This is a genomic window from Xenorhabdus beddingii, assembly GCF_002127545.1.
GTDB lineage: Bacteria > Pseudomonadota > Gammaproteobacteria > Enterobacterales > Enterobacteriaceae > Xenorhabdus > Xenorhabdus beddingii.
In genome coordinates this window covers 153,473-175,279 of record NZ_MUBK01000001.1, presented here as the reverse complement: position 1 = coordinate 175,279, position 21,807 = coordinate 153,473, and the positions used below count along the sequence as shown (strand labels likewise).

The following is a 21,807-nucleotide window of genomic DNA, read 5'->3' as shown; positions in this document are numbered from 1 at the left end:
TTCTTTTTTTACTTAAGTACAAGCCATGCTAAGTACATCGGGAGCGGTTGAGATGACGTGGTTGATCTCATCCATAAACTCCAGTAGCTCCGGTTCCAGATCGGCAAGTGCAGTCCCTTGTTGGAGTTGTTTTTCGACGAATTCGCAAATGGCTTTCAGCTTGGGTACACCGTTATAGCAGCAACTCCCGTGTAATTGGTGGACATGATGCTGAAAGTGTTTGCGGGTTGCCTCACCCTCTGCGCTTAAGGCGTGTTCGATCATGTTCTGCATTGCTGGCAACGATTGCACCAGCATTTCCAGCATCTCCCGTGCCAGTGATTCTTTGCCGGCGGTTTGCTTTAAGGCCATATTCCAATCAATAGCCTGTGGTTGTTTCTGTAGGCTGTACTGATTCAGCAATGCTTTTAGCCGATTTTCATCCAAAGGTTTGGAAAGATAGCCCGTAAACGGGGTTTTGTTGGCTTCATGGCAAGCATAAGCGGTAACAGCGACAATCGGCGTCTCTTTATGCAGGGGGATTTGATGGATGCGTTCAGACGTTTGGATACCGTCCATATCTGCCATCTGGATATCCATCAGAATAAGATCCAGCGCCTGTTTTTCCGCCATCTCCAGCGCTTCCATGCCATTGCTGCACAGCAAAGTATTTTCAACCAATTCACTTAACAGGGCACCAATCAACTTTAAGTTAGCGGGATTATCATCCACGGCCATCACCGTCATGGCTAAACGCGGTACTCCCGGAGAAACGGGCAAAAGCGCGGGGGATGAACCGGATAAAAATTCGTCTTTCTCCAGCCAGATATCGAAATAAAACACCGTACCTTTGGCAAGCTCACTGGTGAAATCAATGTCTCCTTTCATTTCATTGACCAGCCTTTTGGTGATGCTCAGCCCCAATCCGGTTCCTCCGTAATGACGGGTAATACTGGCATCGGCCTGATTGAAGGCTTGGAACAGAATCGGACGATATTCAGGTCTGATGCCAATACCGGTATCGGTCACGGTAAAGTCAAGTTGTACGAGATGGTGTTGCTGTTGGCGTAATTGAATATCCAGTGTCACACTGCCTTTGTCCGTGAATTTAATCGCATTGCCAATGAGATTGGTGAGTATTTGCTGCAAGCGAATGGGATCACCAATCATCAGGTTAGGCAAATTTTCATCAATATGATGATGGAGAGGCAGGTTTTTGACACTGGCAGCGGGAGTGAGCAGCTCAATAACGTCATTGACAGTATCCCGCAACAGGAACGGCACTTGATCCAGCACCAGCTTGTTGGATTCCAGCCGTGAGAAGTCCAGAATGTCATTGATGATTTTCAGTAGATTATTGGCAGAGCGATCAATGACATGAAGATACTCCGTTTGTTGGGCGGTAATGGGGGTTTTCAACATCTGGCGGGTAAAACCAATGACCCCGTTAAGCGGAGTGCGCAATTCATGGGACATATTGGCCAGAAATTCCGTTTTGATCCTGACCGCTTCCTGCGCCCGTTTCTTGGCGATGGTCAGTTCAACATTCTGGATTTCCAACTGTTCCATGGTAATTTGTAGATCAGACGTAGCCTGATCAATATGGAGCTGCATTTCATCCTTGTACTTTGAGAGCGATTCCGCCACGGTATTGATGCCGTTCTGGAGAGCCGCCAGTTCTCCCGGCATGGCGCCGGTGACACGGCTGTTCAGTTGTCCCTGCCGGATGCGGTTCACGGCTTTGACCATGCAGTCCAGCGGCTGTGTGACTTTACGTACCAGAACATGGGCAAACAAGGCCGTTCCCCCCAGACACAAAATCAACAGGATGATTGAAGTCGCAATTTCCTTGCATTGTTGAAAATGGGCTGCGCGTAAATCCAGATCAATGGCAATGTAGCCAATGATCATCGCCTCGTTGGCCGAATTTTGCCACTGATGTGAAGTCGGCGTTTCTGCAATAATCGGCATCTTCAGGATGATACTATTGCCGTAATCCGTCATGGATAACGTCGTTGGAATCGGGGCATCGGGGGCGAGTTTCAAGCGATTGACATCACATCGGTTATTGGAAATATCGAATAACTTATGGTTCTTATCAAAAACCGCGATCGCCCTGACGATGTCAGAGTTCCGGCGATGCAGACTGTTTATCAACGACTTGACTCGCTGGCGATTATCCAAATTGATGCCAACTTCGCTGGCGATGGATAACGGTTCAATAATACTGACCCCACTGAGGACGATGAGTTTCTTCAACTCGTAATAGCGGTATGAGATAAATGATATACTCACCAGCGTTCCGACCAGTAAAACAGGGACCAATATCAGGCTCATCATTCGGGTGCGTAGGCTATATTTGGTCATAGGCGTCCATTGTGGGAAAATCAAAACTCAATTTTTCAAAGTCAGTCAGAATCATGGTGCAATTTTACTCCCCAAATCGTCGTTCCGTAAACCGAGGCATTATTTCCGTTACTGCAGATAACCTTGATGCCCAAGGGCAGGGCATTGCCCGCCATCAGGGAAAAACTATCTTTATCTCAGGGCTATTGCCGGGAGAGCAGGCTCAGATCCAACTGACAGAAGAAAAACGCCAGTTTGCGAAAGCCAAAGTGGTGAAACGACTATCAGACAGTCCCTATCGCGTAGCCCCCCGCTGCCCACATGTTAAAGTTTGTGGTGGATGCCAGCAGCAACACGTTGCCAGTGAGCTGCAAGCCAACACCAAGGCCGATGTGCTGGAACACCTTATCCAGCGGGAAACCGGTATTGATATCAGCGCACATCCCATTATTCACAGCCCGGAATATGGCTATCGGCGCCGTGCCCGGCTTGGCCTGCAATATCACGCCAAGCAACGCACATTGTTGATGGGATTTCGGCAGAGCCAAACCAACGATGTGGTCAACATTAGGCATTGTTCTGTCATGCGCCCTGAACTGGAACGATTATTGCAGCCGTTGTCTCAATGTTTGAACAGCCTGAATGCGGTTAAGCGGTTGGGACATGTTGAGTTGGTGTTGGCAGATAATGGCCCGCTTATCGTGTTACGCCATCTTGATCCATTGAAGCCTGAGGATCGGGAAACACTGCGCACTTTCTCTGTGCAGCAGAGTGTGGCAGTTTATTTGGCGGGTGATGAAAAATCTCTTGCGCCTTTGCTGGCAGAGCAGCCTGAGCCATGGTATCAGGTCGCTGGGGTAAAATTGGTGTTCAGCCCGCGAGATTTTATTCAGGTCAATGATGAAGTTAACCAACAAATGGTATCCCAAGCGCTGGCATGGCTGGATTTGCAGCCGACAGACAGGGTATTGGATCTGTTTTGTGGTATGGGGAACTTTACTTTGCCGATAGCCAATAAAGTGCAGGCCGCCGTTGGTGTGGAAGGGGTTGCTGCGCTGGTGGCGAGCGGGCAATATAACGCCCGGCTCAATCAACTCAATAACGTCGATTTTTTTCATGAAAATCTGGAAGCGGATATTCATCAGCAGCCTTGGGCCGTGCAAGGGTTCAATAAAGTGCTGCTGGACCCCGCCCGCGCAGGTGCGGCGGGTGTTATGGCACATATTGTAAAACTGGCCCCCGAAAAAGTGGTTTACGTTTCCTGTAACCCCACGACACTGGCACGGGACAGCAAAGTTTTGCTGGAGGCTGGTTATCATCTTGTTAGTGTGCGGATGCTGGATATGTTTCCGCACACCCGTCATCTGGAATCCATGGCCCTGTTCAGCCGTGAGCCGATGACTATCGAGTAGGGAGAAATTATGGTTGCGGTAAGAAGTGCGCATCTCACGCCGGCAGGTGAATTTGCTGTCGAAAAGTGGATCGCGAGTTTAAACATCACTAACCCTCAATCCAGTGAAAAACTGGCTGGCACATGGCATTACTGTCACGCAAAAGTCCAAGATCACCCCGATGCAGAACGGTTGCTATGGCGCGGTGTGGAAATGGTGGAAATCCTGTCCACATTGAGTATGGATAATGACAGTATGCGCGCTGCGCTGCTCTTTCCCATCCTTAATTCCCGGCTACTCGATAGCGAAACCGTGACAGAAACGTTTGGCAAGTCCATCACCAATCTGGTCAATGGCGTACTGGAAATGGATGCCATTCGCCAACTGAAAGCCACTCATACGGATTCTACCTGTTCGGTACAGGTCGATAATGTTCGCCGGATGCTACTGGCGATGGTGGAAGATTTTCGCTGTGTGATCATCAAACTGGCGGAGCGCATCGCCCATTTGCGGGAAGTGAAGGATGCCAGTGAAGATGAGCGGGTTCTGGCGGCCAAAGAGTGTTCCAATATCTATGCCCCGCTCGCCAATCGGCTGGGGATCGGGCAGTTAAAGTGGGAGCTGGAGGATTTCTGCTTCCGTTATCTGCATCCTGATGAATATAAGCAAATTGCCAAACTGCTGCATGAGCGCCGGATTGATCGTGAACAATATATCGAGAAATTCGTTACCACCCTGCGTAAGTACATGCTGAAAGAAGGGGTCAGAGCCGAAATTTACGGTCGTCCCAAACATATCTACAGTATCTGGCGCAAAATGCGGAAGAAATCCCTTGGCTTTGACGAGTTGTTTGACGTGCGCGCCGTGAGGATTGTGGTCGATCGGTTACAGGATTGCTACGCGGCGTTGGGGATTGTGCATACTCACTATCGTCATTTGCCGGATGAATTTGATGATTATGTTGCCAACCCGAAACCGAACGGTTATCAGTCCATTCATACTGTCGTTCTGGGGCCGAATGGCAAAACCCTTGAAATCCAGATCCGCACCCGTCAGATGCATGATGACTCTGAGCTTGGGGTGGCGGCGCATTGGAAATACAAAGAAGGCACCGCCATGGGCGGTAAATCCGGCAGTTATGAAAGCCGCATTGCATGGCTGCGTAAGCTGATTGCATGGCAGGAAGAAATGGCGGATACCGGCGAAATGCTGGATGAAGTCCGCAGTCAGGTATTTGATGATCGCGTTTATGTCTTTACGCCAAAAGGGGATGTCATTGACCTGCCAATCGGCTCCACGCCGTTGGATTTTGCCTATCATATCCACAGTGATGTCGGGCATCGCTGCATTGGGGCGAAAATTGGCGGGCGCATCGTACCATTCAGCTATCAGCTCCAGATGGGCGACCAAATTGAAATCATCACCCAGAAACAGCCTAATCCAAGCCGCGACTGGCTAAATCCTAACCTGGGTTATGTGACGACCAGCCGTGGCCGCGCGAAAATTCACAATTGGTTCCGCAAGCAGGATCGCGATAAAAACATCATTGCCGGTCGCCAAATGCTGGATAACGAGCTGGCGCACTTGGGGATCACCCTCAAGGAAGCCGAGAAAGAGCTGATTGCCCGTTACAACGTTCATTCGTTGGAAGAAGTGCTGGCGGGCATTGGGGTCGGGGATATCCGCATCCACCAATTGGTGAATTTCCTGCAAGGCAAATTCAATAAAACGACGGCGGAAGAAGAAGATCGCGAGGCGCTTCGCACCCTTGAGAACAAAACCTATGCACCACGTAATACCGCCAGAGATAATGGCCGTATCGTTGTTGAAGGTGTCGGTAACTTAATGCATCACATTGCCCGTTGCTGCCAGCCGATTCCGGGCGATGAAATCATTGGATTTATTACACGCGGGCGCGGTATTTCCATCCATCAGGCTGATTGTGATCAGTTGGCTGAATTGGAAGCCAGTTCACCGGAGCGGATTGTTGATGCGGTGTGGGGGGAAAGTTATTCCAGCGGCTACTCCCTTGTGGTGCGGGTCATCGCCAATGATCGCAGCGGATTATTACGTGATATCACAACCATCCTCGCCAACGAAAAAGTGAATGTATTGGGGGTCAGCAGCCGCAGTGATGTTAAGCAACAGCTTGCTACCATTGATATGAACATTGAAATTTACAACCTACAAGTGCTTGGGCGGGTATTGGCGAAGCTCAATCAATTACCTGATGTGATTGAAGCCAGACGTTTGCACGGTAATTGATTAAAGAGGGATACCATGAAACCGATTTCTATTGAACGACTTAAGGGGATTATGGCGCAATTGCGCCATCCCCAAAAGGGTTGTCCCTGGGACAAAGTACAGACTTCTGCCACAATTGCGCCTTACACGCTGGAAGAAACTTATGAAGTGCTGGATGCGATTGAGCGCAATGATGCCAATGCCCTGAAAGAAGAGTTGGGGGATTTGCTGTTTCATATCGTGTTTTACGCCCGGATGGCCGAGGAGCAGCAACAATTTGACTTTGACGATATCTGTGAGGCGGTGTGTGACAAACTGGAGCGCCGCCACCCGCATATCTTCAATCAACAAGCGGGGATCAGCAGTGAAGAAGCGATCGGTAGCTGGGAACAGCGTAAAACCGCAGAAAGGGCAGAAAAAGATCAACACTCTGTGTTGGATGATATTCCTGCCAGCCTGCCGGCACTGATGAAAGCCGATAAAATCCAGAAACGCTGTGCTTCAGTGGGTTTTGATTGGGATACCCTTGGGCCGGTATTGGATAAAGTCTATGAAGAAATTGATGAAGTCATGGATGAAGCGCAACAGGCGGTCGTCGATGACACCCGCGTGGAAGAAGAATTGGGCGATTTGCTGTTTTCGGTGGTTAACTTATCCCGCCATTTAGGGCATAAACCGGAGATGGCACTCCAAAAAGCCTGCCAGAAATTTGAAAATCGTTTCCGCAACGTCGAAAAACTGATCCTCGACAAAGGTTTGTCACTGGAAACGGCTACACTGGACGAGATGGAAGCCCTGTGGCAACAAGTGAAAAAGCCGTAGCGGCAAGGCAACGATAACAAAAAACAGCGTAGAAACAGCGAAAAGGATGTCGCATCGATGGCTGAATAACCTGAATCGGGTGAAAAAATTTTACCCTAATAACTTGATGAATTTAAAGAGAAAGCAGGGCGATTGTTTCGCCGTATGACTGAGGGTGTGGCACTTTAAACTGTTTAGATGGTTTGTAGCGAAATTAAGGTTAGGGTATACTGCTTTCCCGTCCTGTTATATTCATCATCCTTTTAAACCTAAACTTTCAGGTTCAGCATGAAAACTAATTATATTTTTGTGACCGGCGGGGTCGTATCCTCTCTGGGTAAAGGCATTGCCGCAGCCTCTTTGGCGGCTATACTCGAAGCCCGTGGACTCAATGTCACCATTATGAAACTGGACCCGTACATCAACGTTGATCCAGGCACAATGAGCCCAACCCAACACGGGGAAGTTTTCGTTACCGAGGACGGCGCTGAAACTGATCTCGATTTAGGTCATTACGAACGTTTCATCCGAACCAAAATGACACGCCGCAATAATTTCACCACTGGCCGTGTCTATTCTGAAGTGTTGCGCAAAGAACGCCGTGGCGATTATTTGGGGGCAACCATTCAGGTTATCCCTCACATCACCAATGAAATCAAAGACCGCATCATCCGTGGCGCAGAAGGCCATGATGTTGTGCTGGTGGAAATCGGCGGTACTGTCGGTGATATCGAATCCCTGCCATTCCTCGAAGCCATTCGTCAGATGGCGGTGGAAGTCGGCCGTGAAAACACGCTGTTCATGCACCTGACTTTAGTGCCTTATATGGCCGCAGCGGGCGAAGTGAAAACTAAGCCGACCCAGCATTCCGTGAAAGAATTGCTGTCCATTGGTATTCAGCCGGACGTGCTGATCTGCCGTTCAGATCGCGTCATTCCTGCCAATGAACGTGCAAAAATCGCGCTTTTCTGTAACGTACCAGAGAAAGCGGTTATCTCCTTAAAAGATGTTGATTCCATTTATAAAATCCCTGGCCTCTTGAAATCTCAGGGCTTAGATGATTATATTTGTAAACGATTCAGCCTTGAACGCCCGGAAGCGGATCTGTCCGAATGGGAACAGGTTATTTATGAAGAAGCCAATCCATCGGGTGAAGTGACCATTGGCATGGTGGGCAAATATGTTGAACTGCCGGATGCTTATAAATCAGTGATTGAAGCACTGAAACATGGCGGGCTGAAAAAACGCCTGACGGTCAACATTAAGCTGATCGATTCACAAGATGTCGAAACACGCGGTGTTGAAGTGCTGAAAGATCTGGATGCGATTCTCGTACCGGGTGGTTTCGGTGGTCGTGGTATCGAAGGCAAGATCATGACTGCGCGTTATGCCCGTGAGAACAAAATCCCTTATTTGGGTATTTGTCTGGGGATGCAGGTGGCTCTGATCGAATTTGCCCGTAACGTTGCGGGTCTGGCAGGGGCTAACTCGACTGAATTTGATCCTGAATGTCAATTACCGATTGTTGCTCTGATCACCGAATGGCGTGATGAGAACGGCAACTTAGAAGTCCGTAGCGAAGAGAGCGATCTCGGCGGAACAATGCGTGTTGGTGGCCAGTTGTGCCATCTGACCGAAGATAGTCTGGTACGTAACCTTTATGGTCAGGATGACATCGTTGAGCGTCATCGCCATCGTTATGAAGTGAACAATTTATTGTTGAAACGCATTGAAGATGCAGGCTTGCGTATTGCTGGCCGTTCAATTGATAACAAGTTGGTGGAAATCATTGAGAACCCGGCACATCCTTGGTTCGTGGCATGTCAGTTCCACCCGGAATTCACTTCAACACCGCGCGATGGTCATCCGCTATTTGCCGGTTTTGTCGAAGCCGCTGGTAAATATCAGAAAGGCCAGTTGAAATAAGATATGGGGCAATGGGTTGATTTTTAAGTATTGGCTTTTTTTCAATCCGTTGCCCGGAATTTAACTTGTACTGAGGAAAACCTAATGTCCAAAATCGTCAAAGTGCTTGGCCGTGAAATCATCGACTCCCGTGGCAACCCGACTGTAGAAGCAGAAGTCCATTTGGAAGGGGGCTTTGTCGGTCTGGCGGCTGCGCCATCAGGTGCATCAACCGGTTCCCGCGAAGCGCTGGAACTGCGTGATGGTGATAAATCCCGCTTTATGGGTAAAGGTGTACTGAAAGCCATTTCTGCCGTTAATGGCCCAATCGCACAGGCTCTGGCTGGTCAGGATGCGAAAGATCAGGCTAATATTGATAAGATCATGATCGAGCTGGATGGCACTGAAAACAAATCTAACTTCGGTGCTAACGCGATTTTGGCGGTTTCCCTCGCGAGCGCCAAAGCAGCAGCGGCAGCGAAAGGTATGCCTCTGTACGAGCACATTGCGGAGCTGAATGGGACTCCGGGTCAATTCTCTATGCCGCTGCCAATGATGAACATCATCAACGGTGGTGAGCATGCTGACAACAACGTCGATATTCAGGAATTCATGATCCAGCCAATTGGCGCAGGCACCCTGAAAGAAGCCGTGCGCATCGGTTCTGAAGTCTTCCACAATCTGGCAAAAGTGCTGAAAGCCAAAGGCATGAGTACGGCGGTAGGTGATGAAGGTGGCTATGCGCCAAACCTGGAATCCAACGCAGCAGCACTGGCCGCTATCAAAGAAGCCGTTGAAAAAGCGGGTTACGTACTGGGTAAAGACGTGACTCTGGCTATGGACTGCGCCGCTTCCGAATTCTATAACGAAGAAACCGGCAATTATGAACTGAAAGGCGAAGGCAAGACCTTTACCTCTCAGGAATTCACCCACTATCTGGAAGGTCTGACCAAAGAGTATCCAATCGTTTCCATCGAAGATGGCCTGAACGAATCTGATTGGGACGGTTTTGCTTACCAGACGAAAGTATTGGGTAACAAAATCCAGTTAGTCGGTGACGACCTGTTCGTCACCAACACCAAGATCCTGAAAGAAGGCATCGAAAAAGGCATTGCAAACTCCATCCTGATCAAATTCAACCAGATCGGTTCTCTGACTGAAACTCTGGCTGCGATTAAGATGGCAAAAGATGCAGGTTACACTGCGGTTATTTCTCACCGTTCTGGTGAAACCGAAGATGCAACCATTGCTGATTTGGCGGTGGGTACTGCAGCGGGTCAAATCAAAACGGGTTCTATGAGCCGCTCTGACCGTGTTGCTAAATACAATCAGCTGATCCGTATCGAAGAAGCGCTGGGTAACCGTGCGCCTTTCAACGGTCTGAAAGAAGTCAAAGGTCAGGCATAATTGCCGGTTGATCCGGATAAAAAGTAAATAATATTTATGTTTTGGCGAAAGGGGTTAAACTCTTTCGCCATTTTTAATGTCATTAAATTTATTTACTATGGTGATTATTCAAACGGTTACAATCTGAAAATGTGATGTGGCAACAGAATTTAAGTATAAATTCCGAGCGACCACTCAATAATTAATCAAATCCCGCGTAGTAGATCCCAAAATTACATAACTCGTATTTTCTTCCTCGTTGATACTCCTTATTATTTCACATGTAATGTAATTCTTTAACATTTATGGCAATGATTCATCAATAATTCTTTTTACATTACAGATTTATGTTTCATTGTTTTATGGAGTCTTCATGGACGCTTCTGAATCTTTAACCCCAGCGATTGGGCCTACACCCTCAAATAAAAGAGGCTTAATTATTCTTGCGCTGGATATCATCTTGCTTGTGGTACTGCTTAAGTTTTTGCCTTATGGAGAAAAAGCCAACGCGGGTCTGGCACTGATGGCATTTGTTGGTGTGTTATGGTTGACCGAAGCCATTCACGTTACGATCACTGCACTGTGTATTCCCATTCTGGCGGTTGGAATGGGGTTAATGAATACCGGTGACGCGCTGAAATCTTTTGCGAACCCGATTATCTTTTTGTTTTTCGGTGGCTTTGCACTGGCGACAGCGCTACATATCCAAGGTCTGGACAGATTAATCGCTAACCGTCTTCTGGTGATTGCCCGTGGGCGTTTGTCTGTGGCGGTATTGCTGATATTTGGTATTACTGCACTACTTTCTATGTGGATCAGCAATACGGCGACTGCCGCAATGATGTTGCCACTGGTTCTCGGTATTCTGGCTAATCTGGATGTCCGCTCTGAGCGTAATACCTTTGTATTCGTACTGCTGGGAGTGGCATATAGTGCCAGTATTGGGGGTTTGGGTACGTTGGTGGGGAGTCCTCCGAATGCCATCGCAGCGGCTCAATTGGGCATGGATTTCATCACATGGATGAAATATGGCGTGCCGATGGTGATCATCCTGTTGCCTGTCATGGTGGGAGTGATGTACATCATGCTGCGCCCCAATCTCAATCACAAGTTTGATCTGGAACTTGAGTATTTGGAATGGAATGGTAAGCGATTGATTGCCATGATTATTTTCCTGTTAACCGTAATGTGCTGGCTTTTTAGTTCAGTGATCAGTGATGCACTTGGCGGTGTAAAAGATCTGGATACGATTATTGCGGTGAGTGCTGCGATTCTGATTGGTATTACGGGCGTATCAACATGGTCACAGATTCAAAACAACACGGAATGGGGCGTGTTGATGCTGTTCGGTGGGGGGCTGACATTGAGTGCTGTCCTGAAAAATTCCGGTGCCAGTGAAGTGATGGCGAATGGCATGGCGGCGACGTTTGGCACCAGCCCTTGGTTTGTGATCATCATTGCGATTGCAGCGTTTATTATCTTCCTGACTGAGTTCACCAGTAACACGGCGAGTGCAGCATTATTGGTGCCTATTTTTGCCACGGTTGCAGAAGCATTGGGAATGCCCGTCATGGTCTTAACCATGATCATTGGTATCGGCGCATCCTGTGCATTTATGCTGCCTGTGGCAACACCTCCTAATGCGATTGTCTATGGTTCTGGTTATATCAAACAAGTAGAAATGGTCAGAGTCGGTATCGTGCTGAATCTGGCCTGTATTGCCATTATTTCGGCGGTTGCGTGGTTTTTCTGGCTGTAATGATGGGATAAAAATGATGAAAATCGCCACCTGTCAGGGTGGCGATTGTTTTTACTCTTCTTTGGTACTGATATAAATGTTTTTCACTTCAGTGTAAGCATCCAGCATCATCTTGTGGGTTTCACGCCCAAGCCCGGATTTCTTATAGCCACCGAAAGGCGCATGAGCAGGTAGCTCGTGGTAGGTATTAATCCACATCCGGCCCGTTTTTACCGCCTTGGCGACACGAAGGGCGCGGTTAATATCCTGGGTCCAGACAGCCCCCGCCAAGCCATATTCGGAATCATTGGCCATTTCGACGACGTCTTCTTCATGGCTGAATGGAATGACACACAGCACTGGCCCGAAAATTTCTTCCTGTGCAACCCGCATGTTATTGGTGACATGGGTCAGGATCGTCGGCTGGATGAAGAATCCATCATCGTATCCTTCGCCTGTCATGCGTTTTCCGCCCGTTAAAATGGTTGCGCCTTCCTGTTTTGCCAGATCGATATAACCTAAAATGGTATTCATCTGCTCTTCACTGACCTGGCTGCCCATCTCCGTTTCAATCAGCATCGGATCACCCACGTTGACGGATTCAAATACCCTTTTCAGTGATTGCAGGAACTCATCGTGGATCTCTTTGTGCAGGAACAGGCGGGCACCGGATTCACAGGCTTGTCCTTGATTGAGCAAAATGGCGTTGGCCGCGTATTTGACGGCCTTTTTCAGATTGGCATCAGGGAAAACGATATTGGCAGATTTACCGCCTAATTCCAGTGTTGCAGGAATAAGTCTTTTCGCTGCGGCGGCGGCGACGTTGTAACCGATTTCTGTTGAGCCGGTAAAAGCCACCTTGTTAATGCCTTGATGGTCAAGGATCGCTTGTCCGACGATGGAGCCACGTCCCGTGACAATATTGACAACACCCGGGGGCAAAACTTGATTCATGATGCGCCCTAGTTCAAGCAGAGTGATTGGGGTCAGGCTGGCAGGATTGATGACAATCGTATTTCCGGCCGCAAGGGCAGGGGCGATTTTCCAGGCCGCCATCAATAACGGGAAATTCCACGGAATAATCTGCCCGATTACGCCAATTGGTTCCCTGATCACTAAACTGAGCGTCTCGTTATCGATAACATCGCTGGTATCAGAGTGGGCACGGATAACCCCGGCAAAATAGCGGAAATGATCAATGGAAAAAGGAATATCAAAATTGCGGCATAGTGCCAGAGTCTTACCTGCATCTAATGTTTCAAGAACGCTAAAGCGCTCCGCTTCTGCTTCCAGTAAATCCGCAATTTTCAGTAACAGAGATTGCCGTTCTGCGGCAGAGGTTTTACCCCATGTTGGCAGGGCTTTTTGGGCAGCGTTGACGGCAAGCCCGACATCTTCGGCATTACCTGCGGCATATTCTGTTAACCATTCACCGGTTGCGGGGTTATAGCTTTGCAGCGTATTTTTTGAAACACTGTCGACCCACTCTCCATTAATCAACATCTTATAAGATTTAGCCGGCAACAATTCTTTCGCAATATCATGTAGCTTTTTCATTCTATTTTCTCCGGGTACGTTGGTTTTTGTATGCTAGGACATAAATTTCCACGTTATTATTAGATTACCTCTTGATTTTCTAACAAAATTGAAACGAAATATAAAATATCTGTGTTAACAAATGAGAGAGATAAAAATTAATTCCTTATTGAAACAATAAGTCAGCAAAGAAGAGGGAGCGGTTTAATAAAACATCCTAAATATATTGCGATAATAAATGCAAATTACAGTTTTAGATGTTAATTATCCCTTTAAATTAAATAGGTACTTGTAATTAACCACTTTTTTTAATGAGTTGACCAATAAAAAAACGCCATTTGGATTGAATGAAAATATTTAAAATGAAGAATAAATTTCTCTAAAAGGTCACTATCTTGAATACGACGGTATTAGCATTGTTATTTATCATGGCTGCGTTGTTGCACGGCATCAGCGGTATTGGTTTTCCTATTGCCAGTACCGCTTCGCTCAGTTTGTTTATGCCATTAAAAGAAGCGGTGATCCTGGCATTATGGCCAACACTGCTGATCAATGTCTGGAGTGTGGCTTCTGGCGGAAAAATCGGTTTTCTCTTGCGTAAATACAGTTTACTGGCCCTGTTTTCATTGTTAGGTAGCTTTATCGGCGCCAAACTTTTGTTCTTGGTTAATCCGGCTTATTTGCAGTTACTGATGAGTGGGGTTATTGCTTTTTATATCATCAGTAGTCTTCGTCGCAGCCATCAGCGCTTGCCAGAGAATGCAATCGTTCTGGCATCATTGGGTTTGGTGGCAGGCATTATTGGCGGGGCGACCAATGCTATGTCACCGATATTGATCATGTGCCTGTTGGCAATGAGTCAAAATCATCATGAAATTGCACGGGCAGCAAATTTGTGTTTTTTGCTGGGTAAAATCAGTCAATTAGCGGTGCTGCATCAAGAAGCCTTCCAACTGTTTTCTTCGGAATACTTATGGATAATACTCGTATTAACGGCGTTATCACTGCTGTCTCTCATTATTGGCACTCGTTTGAGAACCCGGATTAGCCCGCTGCATTTCCGCAGGCTTGTCCTTGTGATATTGGGGGTATTAGCGGTAATGTCAGCAACTCAGGCTATACGCGCTTTGGTATAGCTATTAAGAAAAACCCACAGAGAAATTCCGTGGGTTTTGAATGAAGAAGATATTATTTGGCTGTTATCCAGAAAACACCGCCGCCATCAAGTGCCGTGAATGTCTGATGAACATAAATATTATCTGCGTGAGGATCAATATCCTTAAAGAGATTAGGATGTAACCATTTCGCAATCGCCTCTAGCGCAATAATATTGAATGGCGTGTCATAATATTGATGATAAACCGCCATGACATGTTTCTCTTGATACGATTTCAGCACTTTCAGTTTTGGGCGGGACAGCAATTTCTGGAAACGTTTCTCGGCTGTTGCCGGTTCTCCGGTATAACCTAATGGAACAGATTGGCTGTTTGAATGGACAGTATCCCAATCTGCCGCTGTCATCAGATAATAATCGGGATTGGTCGTCAGTAATTGTTCCTCATTAATTTTTCCTCCCATACCCGAAAACCATGTGCTACCCATATTATTGCCACCCGCAGTAGCAACAAACTCGCCAAAACTATTGGTGCCAAAGGTATTGCAACAATCTTCACCTAACATACCGGCATGACGCTCAATAAAAACGTCAGGAATTTGTTTAGCGGATAAGGTGGCAATACGCTTATTAATCATGGACAGGCGGTTTTCATAAAACTGAATGAACTTATTGGCATTTTCTTCTTGTTTGAAGACTTTCCCCAATAATTTCATGCTGGGAACCGTATTGGATAGAGGACGTTGGCGGAAGTCGATGAAAATAACCGGAATACCGGTTTTTTCCAATAAGTTAATCGTATTACTGCTATCCAGTTTGGGCTTCAAACCAATATCGAAAATAACCAAGTCGGGATGATAAGTCATGGCTTTTTCGACACTGAAATCACTGGTATAAGGATTAAGGAAGATCGGTATTTTCCTTAACTGAGGGAACTTCTTTTCATAGGCGGTGGCCAGATCAGGTGCCTTTTTCTCCAGCGCGTTATCCCACGCGACAATACCTTTAAGGGGTTCTGAGGGATGCAAAATATTTAGGGCTATAAGCACCCGACTATCCGCCAGCATAGCGCGTTCAATGGGCGCATTGACGGTAACGGTGCGCCCGGCAACATCTTTGACGGTAATTTCCTCTGCCTGAGCATATATCGGTAATGATATTAATAATATGGACAGAAAATATTTTACGGCATAATGAATCGAAGGCATCTTTTCTCCTTTTTCATAATTTATCTTCATTTCCATCTGTTGATGAGGAATGAATAAAGACGGCTCCCTGATATAACATAAAAACAGAATCCAGAGACTTATTTTTTGACATCGACTTATCGCTAATATGGCAAGGTAATCAACAAAAAAATGATAAATATTCCTGATTTAATAATAAAAATTTTATTAAAACAACTTACTGGTTCTCTATCTGCTATTATTACCCCATCGGTAATAAGCGGGGTTGAGCATGAGAAAATTGTTAATTACTTGTTTGTTTAGTGTTGCATTGGTTGGGTGTGATAATCAGCTCAAAATTGATGGCACCAACGAAATTGCGGTAAAAACATCCATTGAGAAAATCAGAGATACGCTATCAGAAGATAAAAAATTACAATTTGATGATTCATTGAATACTGCCATGAGTAAGAGTATCGATTTTGATGAGCTATTCAAGGATAACGAAAATGGCAATATAAAATATGGGGATATGCAAAAGTTAGAGCAGAAATTTTATCAATCCCTGCATGGTAAAACTGCCGATCAGATCATTGAAGAAGCCGAAAAGATTAAAGCAACTAACATAATCAATAGATAATGGTATTACGTCGCCCCCACAGGGTGATATTGATTAGAATTTTTTAAATAAGGTGCTCGGATTCAGGGGCACTTTTTAGCTATATTTATCCAACAGCGCTAATTTCTCCCCACATTGCCGACAAACGTAGCAACTTTTTCCTCGAAGGACTTTATTGTGTTGCCTTATTGTCAATTCATGTTGCTGGCAGTGACAAGAGTAAATGAATATTTTACTGCGGACAGAATTCACAGAAAATTGATGTGTTCGGTTGGCGGGTATTTTAAACACCCTTTCCATAAGGAAACGCCACTCTTTTCCGTGTGGCGCCACCTTGCCAAACTGATGATAAGCCAATAAGTGAGCAAGTTCATGGGGGATCACTTCATCAATGAAGGCTTGCTGGTTTTCGATCAACAAAATCGGATTCAGGCGAATTTCCCAATCTTGCAGTCGGGCGCAGCCTGCAATTGTGCCTCGCTGCCGATAGGTTACGTCAGGTTCAGGAAACGTTTGTTGTAGAAAATCACTGGCCAGTGCCAATTTGTGTCGCAGGGTACGCATAACAGCTTGCTGTAAGGAAAGGGGTACGCTAACGGATTTCATCACGGCTACATAGTCTATTTTCAATATTGAATGGATCTTCAATAGCGATTTGATTGCACTTATTGTGTTAATCCAGCTTTCAAGTTTTGATAAGTAGATAGCTATCTATAAAAACCCGCATGATATTTGCGGGTTTCACCAATGAGCAAAGCGTTATTTCAATCCTGCGGCTGAACGGAGAAGTTCTGCTTTATCCGTCGCTTCCCACGGGAATTGTTCACGACCAAAATGACCGTATGCCGCCGTGTCACGATAAATTGGATGCAGAAGATCCAGCATCTTAATCAGACCGTAAGGACGCAGGTCAAAGAATTCACGCACTAATTGGGTCAGCGTTGCAGTGGAGACTTTCTCTGTACCAAATGTTTCCACCATGATGGAGGTTGGCTCTGCAACACCGATGGCATAAGACACCTGAATTTCACAGCGATCAGCCAGACCGGCGGCAACAATGTTTTTAGCAACATAACGCGCGGCATAGGCAGCAGAGCGGTCAACTTTGGAGGGATCTTTACCTGAGAATGCCCCACCACCATGACGCGCCATACCACCGTAGGTATCTACAATGATCTTGCGGCCAGTCAGACCACAGTCACCCATTGGGCCACCAATCACGAAACGACCTGTTGGATTGATGAAATATTTGGTCATTGACGTCAGCCATTCAGCCGGCAGTACAGGCTTGATAATTTCATCCATCACGGCTTCTTGCAGCACTTTTTGATCGATATCTTCGGCGTGCTGGGTAGAAAGCACTACCGCATCAATACCGACGATTTTGCCGTTATCGTACTGGAATGTGACCTGACTTTTGGCATCAGGGCGTAGCCACGGCAGGGTGCCGTTTTTACGGACTTCAGCCTGACGCTCAACCAAACGGTGTGCATAAGTGATCGGTGCGGGCATGAGAACATCAGTTTCATTGGTCGCATAACCAAACATCAAACCCTGATCACCGGCACCTTGTTCCAGCGGATCGGCTCGGTCAACCCCCTGATTGATATCAGGCGATTGTTTACCAATTGCACTGATCACGGCACAGGAGTTGGCATCAAAGCCCATATCTGAGCTGGTATAACCGATTTCACGTACTGTACGGCGAGTAATTTCTTCAATATCAACCCAAGCGCTGGTAGTAATTTCGCCACCAACCATGACCATGCCGGTTTTAACATAAGTTTCGCAAGCGACACGTGCCTTGGGATCTTGTTCTAAGATCGCATCAAGGACGGCATCGGAAATTTGATCGGCAATTTTGTCTGGATGTCCTTCTGAAACAGATTCAGAAGTAAAAAGATGTGTAGTCATTATATTTGATTACCTTAAATATAATCTTGGATTAAGGGCGGATGTTTTACCATCTAGATGGCTATGTTAAGGCACTATGGTTAAGGATACCAGTTTTTTTAATTTTAAATGTCTTTCATGGTGTGACATTTTACTTCTCGTGACTGAAAACGATGGATTTATCGGAACCCGGCCACATCAATTTCATTTTGCAATTTTATTGGATTACAGGTATAAACTGCGCGCGTAACATGAGTGATTTTTACACTTGAAGTTACGGGCGTTTGCAGGAGATATGCGTGTGTCCTGCTTCTCAATTGAGAAACGGCTTCCGTTGGGTGAGCCATGTGGGGTGAATGGGGTTATGAACCATTATTTGCTGATAACGAACGGCCAACAGCCACATTATGCCATTGATGTATCCACATCCTGTTCTTTCCTTTCAGATACGAATTCATTTCGATGTTACCCGCAGCCTATAGGCAAACAGGCAATATCGGGTTGGCATCATATCGTCACACAGTAAATATATTGTTTAGTTCCTTCTAAACGTTCCTATAATTTTAGAGCATGCTGTTCCCTGACATTGTTTAATGCGCAAGATACGCACGATAAAATAGTGTCTTGGGTGATTGACGGGTGAAGGCAAATCTCGACTCCATAAAGGAGACTGCCATGAATGATAATATCGCTCGCAAAATGCGACAAACCTACAACATCGCATACTGGGGCGGCAGCTATTACTATGTCAATGATCTGGGCAATGTCAGTGTTTGTCCAAACCCTGATTTACCGGAAGCCAACATTGACCTCGCCGATTTGGTGAAGAGAGTTCAGGAAGAAAAAGAACAATTGCGCTTACCCGCACTGTTTTGTTTTCCCCAGATTTTGCAGCATCGTTTGCGTTCGATTAATGCAGCCTTCAAACGTGCGCGTGAATCTTATGGTTATCAAGGGGATTATTTTCTGGTGTATCCGATCAAGGTCAATCAGCAACGCCGTGTGATTGAAACACTGGCAAACGCGGATGAACCTGTTGGATTGGAGGCCGGCTCCAAAGCGGAATTAATGGCAGTATTGGCGCACGCGGGCATGACCGGCACGGTGATTGTCTGTAATGGTTACAAAGATCGTGAATATGTTCGTCTGGCACTGATCGGTGAAAAGCTGGGGCACAAAGTGTATCTGGTTATCGAGAAGATGTCTGAAATTGAGATGGTGCTGGAAGAAGCCAAGCGTCTCAATGTCATCCCTCGTTTGGGAGTACGGGCGCGCCTGGCCTCTCAGGGGTCGGGCAAATGGCAGGCCAGTGGCGGTGAAAAATCCAAGTTTGGTTTGGCGGCGGCACAGGTATTGCAACTGGTTGAAATTCTGCGTTCGGCAGGGCATCTGGACAGTTTGCAGCTCCTGCATTTCCATTTGGGTTCCCAATTGGCGAATATCCGTGATGTTGCCACCGGCGTGCGTGAATCAGCCCGTTTTTATGTCGAACTTTCTAAATTGGGCGTCAATATCCAGTGCTTCGATGTTGGCGGTGGTTTGGGGGTTGATTATGAAGGCACCCGCTCTCAGTCAGAATGCTCGGTTAACTATGGCTTGAATGAATACGCGAATAACGTTATTTGGGGGATTGGTGATGCGTGTGCCGAGCATGGCTTGCCTCACCCAACCGTCATTACGGAGTCTGGTCGCGCACTGACCGCCCACCATACCGTTCTGGTCTCCAATGTGATTGGGGTGGAACGTAATGAATTTACTGGCACAACACCGCCGGCAGAAAATGCCACCCGCCCGCTGACCAGCCTGTGGGAAACATGGTTGGAGATGCAATCTGACGGCAGCCGCCGCTCCCTGCGTGAGTCGCTGCATGACAGCCAGTTTGACCTGCATGATGTCCATACTCAATATGCCCACGGTATGTTGAATTTATCGGAGCGGGCATGGGCGGAAGAACTGTATTTAAATATCTGCCGCCACATTCAGCAGGATCTTGACCCCAGCAACCGGGCCCATCGTCCGATCATTGATGAATTGCAGGAGCGCATGGCAGACAAACTTTACGTGAATTTCTCGTTGTTTCAGTCGATGCCGGATGCGTGGGGGATCGATCAGCTCTTTCCGGTCCTGCCGATTGAGGGTTTGGATAAGCCGCTGGATCGTCGTGCTGTTCTGTTGGATATCACCTGTGATTCTGATGGTACGATTGATCATTATGTTGATGGCGATGGGGTGGCGACCACCATGCCAATGCCGGCTTATGATCCCGAAAGCCCGCCATTGATTGGTTTCTTTATGATTGGGGCGTATCAGGAAATTCTGGGCAACATGCATAACTTGTTTGGTGATACGGCCGCCATTGATGTGTATGTTTCAGAGAAAGGCGAAGCAACCTATCAGCAGAGCGAAGAAGGTGATTCTGTCGCCAATATGCTCCAATATGTCAAACTGGAGCCGCAGGTATTGCTGACCCGCTTCCGTGATCAGGTGAAATCGACGGATCTGGATGAAAATCTACAGGAACAATTCCTGCAAGAGTTTGAAAATGGGCTGTATGGTTACACCTATTTGGAAGATGAGTCATTCTGATTAGTCATTAACCTAAATAAACAAGCCCCCGTACTACTTGTTACCGCCTTGTTACCGCCAATGATTGAATCTTGTCAATCTTGGACAGGGGTAATAAGCCGGTATGGGACTTTTGAGGATATATCATGAGTATTAGCTCTTTAGGAAACCAAATTGATAACTCGTTGGTTTCAAATGCCTTCGGTTTCCTGCGTTTTCCATTAAACTTCCAACCCTATGCCAGTGATGCGGAATGGGTCATTACCGGCGTTCCTTTTGATATGGCCACTTCGGGACGCGCGGGCAGTCGCCACGGGCCTGCGGCCATTCGTCAGGTATCGACTCATCTGGCGTGGGAAAGCAGCCGTTGGCCGTGGAACTTTAGTTTGCGCAAGCGCCTGAATGTGGTGGATTGCGGTGATCTGGTGTTTAACTTCGGTGATGCCCAGGACATGAGCGATAAGTTGCAGGCACATGCTGAAAAGGTGCTGGCATCGGGCAAGCGCATGTTGTCTTTCGGTGGTGATCATTTCGTCACTTTGCCGCTGTTGCGTGCCCATGCGAAACATTTCGGCAAAATGGCGCTGATCCATTTTGATGCCCATACGGATACGTATCCCAATGGCAGTCAATTTGATCATGGTACGATGTTTTACCATGCGCCAAATGAAGGGCTGATAGATCCCCATCATTCAGTACAAATTGGTATCCGCACTGAACATGATACGGGTAATGGTTTCACGGTGTTGGATGCAGGGCAGGTCAATGATCTCGGTGTGGATGAGGTGATTGAGCAAATCAAAACGGTGGTGGGTGACTTGCCGATTTACCTGACATTCGATATTGATTGCCTTGATCCGGCATTTGCACCGGGGACGGGGACGCCGGTGATGGGTGGATTGACCTCTGATCGCGCATTGAAAATCGTGCGTGGCTTGCAACCGCTGAATATCGTCGGAATGGACGTGGTGGAAGTGGCTCCGGCTTATGATCAATCCGAAATTACGGCGCTGGCCGCCGCCACGATTGGGCTGGAATTGCTGTATTTGCAGGCTTCTAAGAAAGAGGTTTAGCAAAAACCGCCGTCACCCTTCGCCCAGCGCGGGTGAGGGGTATGGTGAAAA

General features: G+C 47.0%; 15 protein-coding genes. 10 read left to right on the top strand and 5 right to left on the bottom strand.

Features of this window, described 5'->3' with window-relative positions:
• Nucleotides 1-12: 12 nt before the first annotated feature.
• Nucleotides 13-2,346 carry an ATP-binding protein gene (locus Xbed_RS00765; RefSeq protein WP_086111046.1) on the bottom strand — a complete coding sequence of 778 codons (2,334 nt, stop codon included), beginning with the start codon at nt 2,344-2,346 and terminating at the stop codon, nt 13-15.
• 53 nt (nt 2,347-2,399) lie between these two features.
• On the opposite strand from Xbed_RS00765, the gene rlmD reads away from it, so the two are divergent.
• From rlmD to Xbed_RS00735, 6 genes are all read left to right on the top strand, one after another.
• On the top strand, nt 2,400-3,737 hold the full coding sequence (rlmD, locus tag Xbed_RS00760) for a 23S rRNA (uracil(1939)-C(5))-methyltransferase RlmD (RefSeq protein WP_086111120.1): 1,338 nt from the start codon (nt 2,400-2,402) through the stop codon (nt 3,735-3,737).
• A gap of 9 nt (nt 3,738-3,746) precedes the next feature.
• Nucleotides 3,747-5,981, top strand: coding sequence for a GTP diphosphokinase (gene relA / locus Xbed_RS00755; protein WP_086111045.1), 2,235 nt, complete (start codon nt 3,747-3,749; stop codon nt 5,979-5,981).
• Nucleotides 5,982-5,996: 15 nt separating this feature from the next.
• Nucleotides 5,997-6,782 (top strand): nucleoside triphosphate pyrophosphohydrolase, encoded by a 786-nt coding sequence (mazG, locus tag Xbed_RS00750; RefSeq protein WP_086111044.1) that lies wholly within the window; start codon nt 5,997-5,999, stop codon nt 6,780-6,782.
• A gap of 267 nt (nt 6,783-7,049) precedes the next feature.
• Nucleotides 7,050-8,687: a glutamine hydrolyzing CTP synthase gene (gene pyrG / locus Xbed_RS00745; RefSeq protein ID WP_086111043.1), complete on the top strand. Its 1,638-nt coding sequence runs from the start codon at nt 7,050-7,052 to the stop codon at nt 8,685-8,687.
• An 84-nt stretch (nt 8,688-8,771) separates the two neighbouring features.
• A complete protein-coding gene (gene eno, locus Xbed_RS00740) occupies nt 8,772-10,073 on the top strand; it encodes a phosphopyruvate hydratase (protein ID WP_086111042.1) in 1,302 nt (433 codons plus the stop codon).
• Nucleotides 10,074-10,425: 352 nt separating this feature from the next.
• Nucleotides 10,426-11,811: an SLC13 family permease gene (locus Xbed_RS00735; RefSeq protein WP_086111041.1), complete on the top strand. Its 1,386-nt coding sequence runs from the start codon at nt 10,426-10,428 to the stop codon at nt 11,809-11,811.
• A gap of 51 nt (nt 11,812-11,862) precedes the next feature.
• Here Xbed_RS00735 and Xbed_RS00730 read toward each other — a convergent pair whose 3' ends face one another.
• Nucleotides 11,863-13,347, bottom strand: coding sequence for an aldehyde dehydrogenase family protein (locus Xbed_RS00730; RefSeq protein ID WP_086111040.1), 1,485 nt, complete (start codon nt 13,345-13,347; stop codon nt 11,863-11,865).
• Nucleotides 13,348-13,721: 374 nt separating this feature from the next.
• On the opposite strand from Xbed_RS00730, the gene Xbed_RS00725 reads away from it, so the two are divergent.
• Nucleotides 13,722-14,462, top strand: a complete 741-nt coding sequence (locus Xbed_RS00725) for a sulfite exporter TauE/SafE family protein (protein WP_086111039.1) — start codon at nt 13,722-13,724, stop codon at nt 14,460-14,462.
• A 52-nt stretch (nt 14,463-14,514) separates the two neighbouring features.
• On the opposite strand, the gene Xbed_RS00720 is transcribed toward Xbed_RS00725, so the two are convergent.
• Nucleotides 14,515-15,648: an ABC transporter substrate-binding protein gene (locus Xbed_RS00720; protein ID WP_086111038.1), complete on the bottom strand. Its 1,134-nt coding sequence runs from the start codon at nt 15,646-15,648 to the stop codon at nt 14,515-14,517.
• A gap of 250 nt (nt 15,649-15,898) precedes the next feature.
• Here Xbed_RS00720 and Xbed_RS00715 point away from each other — a divergent pair, with 250 nt between their 5' ends.
• Complete coding sequence (locus Xbed_RS00715; RefSeq protein WP_086111037.1) at nt 15,899-16,246, top strand: DUF6694 family lipoprotein; 348 nt, start codon at nt 15,899-15,901, stop codon at nt 16,244-16,246.
• Between the two features lie 75 nt (nt 16,247-16,321).
• Here Xbed_RS00715 and Xbed_RS00710 read toward each other — a convergent pair whose 3' ends face one another.
• Together Xbed_RS00710 and metK are read right to left on the bottom strand one after the other, a co-directional pair.
• Nucleotides 16,322-16,831, bottom strand: coding sequence for a SprT family zinc-dependent metalloprotease (locus tag Xbed_RS00710; protein ID WP_086111036.1), 510 nt, complete (start codon nt 16,829-16,831; stop codon nt 16,322-16,324).
• 153 nt (nt 16,832-16,984) lie between these two features.
• Nucleotides 16,985-18,139 (bottom strand): methionine adenosyltransferase, encoded by a 1,155-nt coding sequence (metK, locus tag Xbed_RS00705; RefSeq protein ID WP_086111035.1) that lies wholly within the window; start codon nt 18,137-18,139, stop codon nt 16,985-16,987.
• A 654-nt stretch (nt 18,140-18,793) separates the two neighbouring features.
• Between metK and speA the strand changes: the two genes are divergently transcribed.
• Nucleotides 18,794-20,704: a biosynthetic arginine decarboxylase gene (gene speA / locus Xbed_RS00700; protein ID WP_086111034.1), complete on the top strand. Its 1,911-nt coding sequence runs from the start codon at nt 18,794-18,796 to the stop codon at nt 20,702-20,704.
• A gap of 125 nt (nt 20,705-20,829) precedes the next feature.
• Nucleotides 20,830-21,756, top strand: coding sequence for an agmatinase (gene speB / locus Xbed_RS00695; protein ID WP_086111033.1), 927 nt, complete (start codon nt 20,830-20,832; stop codon nt 21,754-21,756).
• Nucleotides 21,757-21,807: the final 51 nt, after the last annotated feature.

Coding starts and splice junctions, on each gene's coding strand:
- Xbed_RS00730 (WP_086111040.1), bottom strand. CDS start 13,347: ATGAAAAAGCTACATGATATTGCGAAAGAATTGTTGCCGGCTAAATCT.
- Xbed_RS00765 (WP_086111046.1), bottom strand. CDS start 2,346: ATGACCAAATATAGCCTACGCACCCGAATGATGAGCCTGATATTGGTC.
- Xbed_RS00720 (WP_086111038.1), bottom strand. CDS start 15,648: ATGCCTTCGATTCATTATGCCGTAAAATATTTTCTGTCCATATTATTA.
- metK (WP_086111035.1), bottom strand. CDS start 18,139: ATGACTACACATCTTTTTACTTCTGAATCTGTTTCAGAAGGACATCCA.
- rlmD (WP_086111120.1), top strand. CDS start 2,400: ATGGTGCAATTTTACTCCCCAAATCGTCGTTCCGTAAACCGAGGCATT.
- Xbed_RS00715 (WP_086111037.1), top strand. CDS start 15,899: ATGAGAAAATTGTTAATTACTTGTTTGTTTAGTGTTGCATTGGTTGGG.
- pyrG (WP_086111043.1), top strand. CDS start 7,050: ATGAAAACTAATTATATTTTTGTGACCGGCGGGGTCGTATCCTCTCTG.
- speA (WP_086111034.1), top strand. CDS start 18,794: ATGAATGATAATATCGCTCGCAAAATGCGACAAACCTACAACATCGCA.
- mazG (WP_086111044.1), top strand. CDS start 5,997: ATGAAACCGATTTCTATTGAACGACTTAAGGGGATTATGGCGCAATTG.
- Xbed_RS00710 (WP_086111036.1), bottom strand. CDS start 16,831: ATGAAATCCGTTAGCGTACCCCTTTCCTTACAGCAAGCTGTTATGCGT.
- speB (WP_086111033.1), top strand. CDS start 20,830: ATGAGTATTAGCTCTTTAGGAAACCAAATTGATAACTCGTTGGTTTCA.
- eno (WP_086111042.1), top strand. CDS start 8,772: ATGTCCAAAATCGTCAAAGTGCTTGGCCGTGAAATCATCGACTCCCGT.
- Xbed_RS00735 (WP_086111041.1), top strand. CDS start 10,426: ATGGACGCTTCTGAATCTTTAACCCCAGCGATTGGGCCTACACCCTCA.
- relA (WP_086111045.1), top strand. CDS start 3,747: ATGGTTGCGGTAAGAAGTGCGCATCTCACGCCGGCAGGTGAATTTGCT.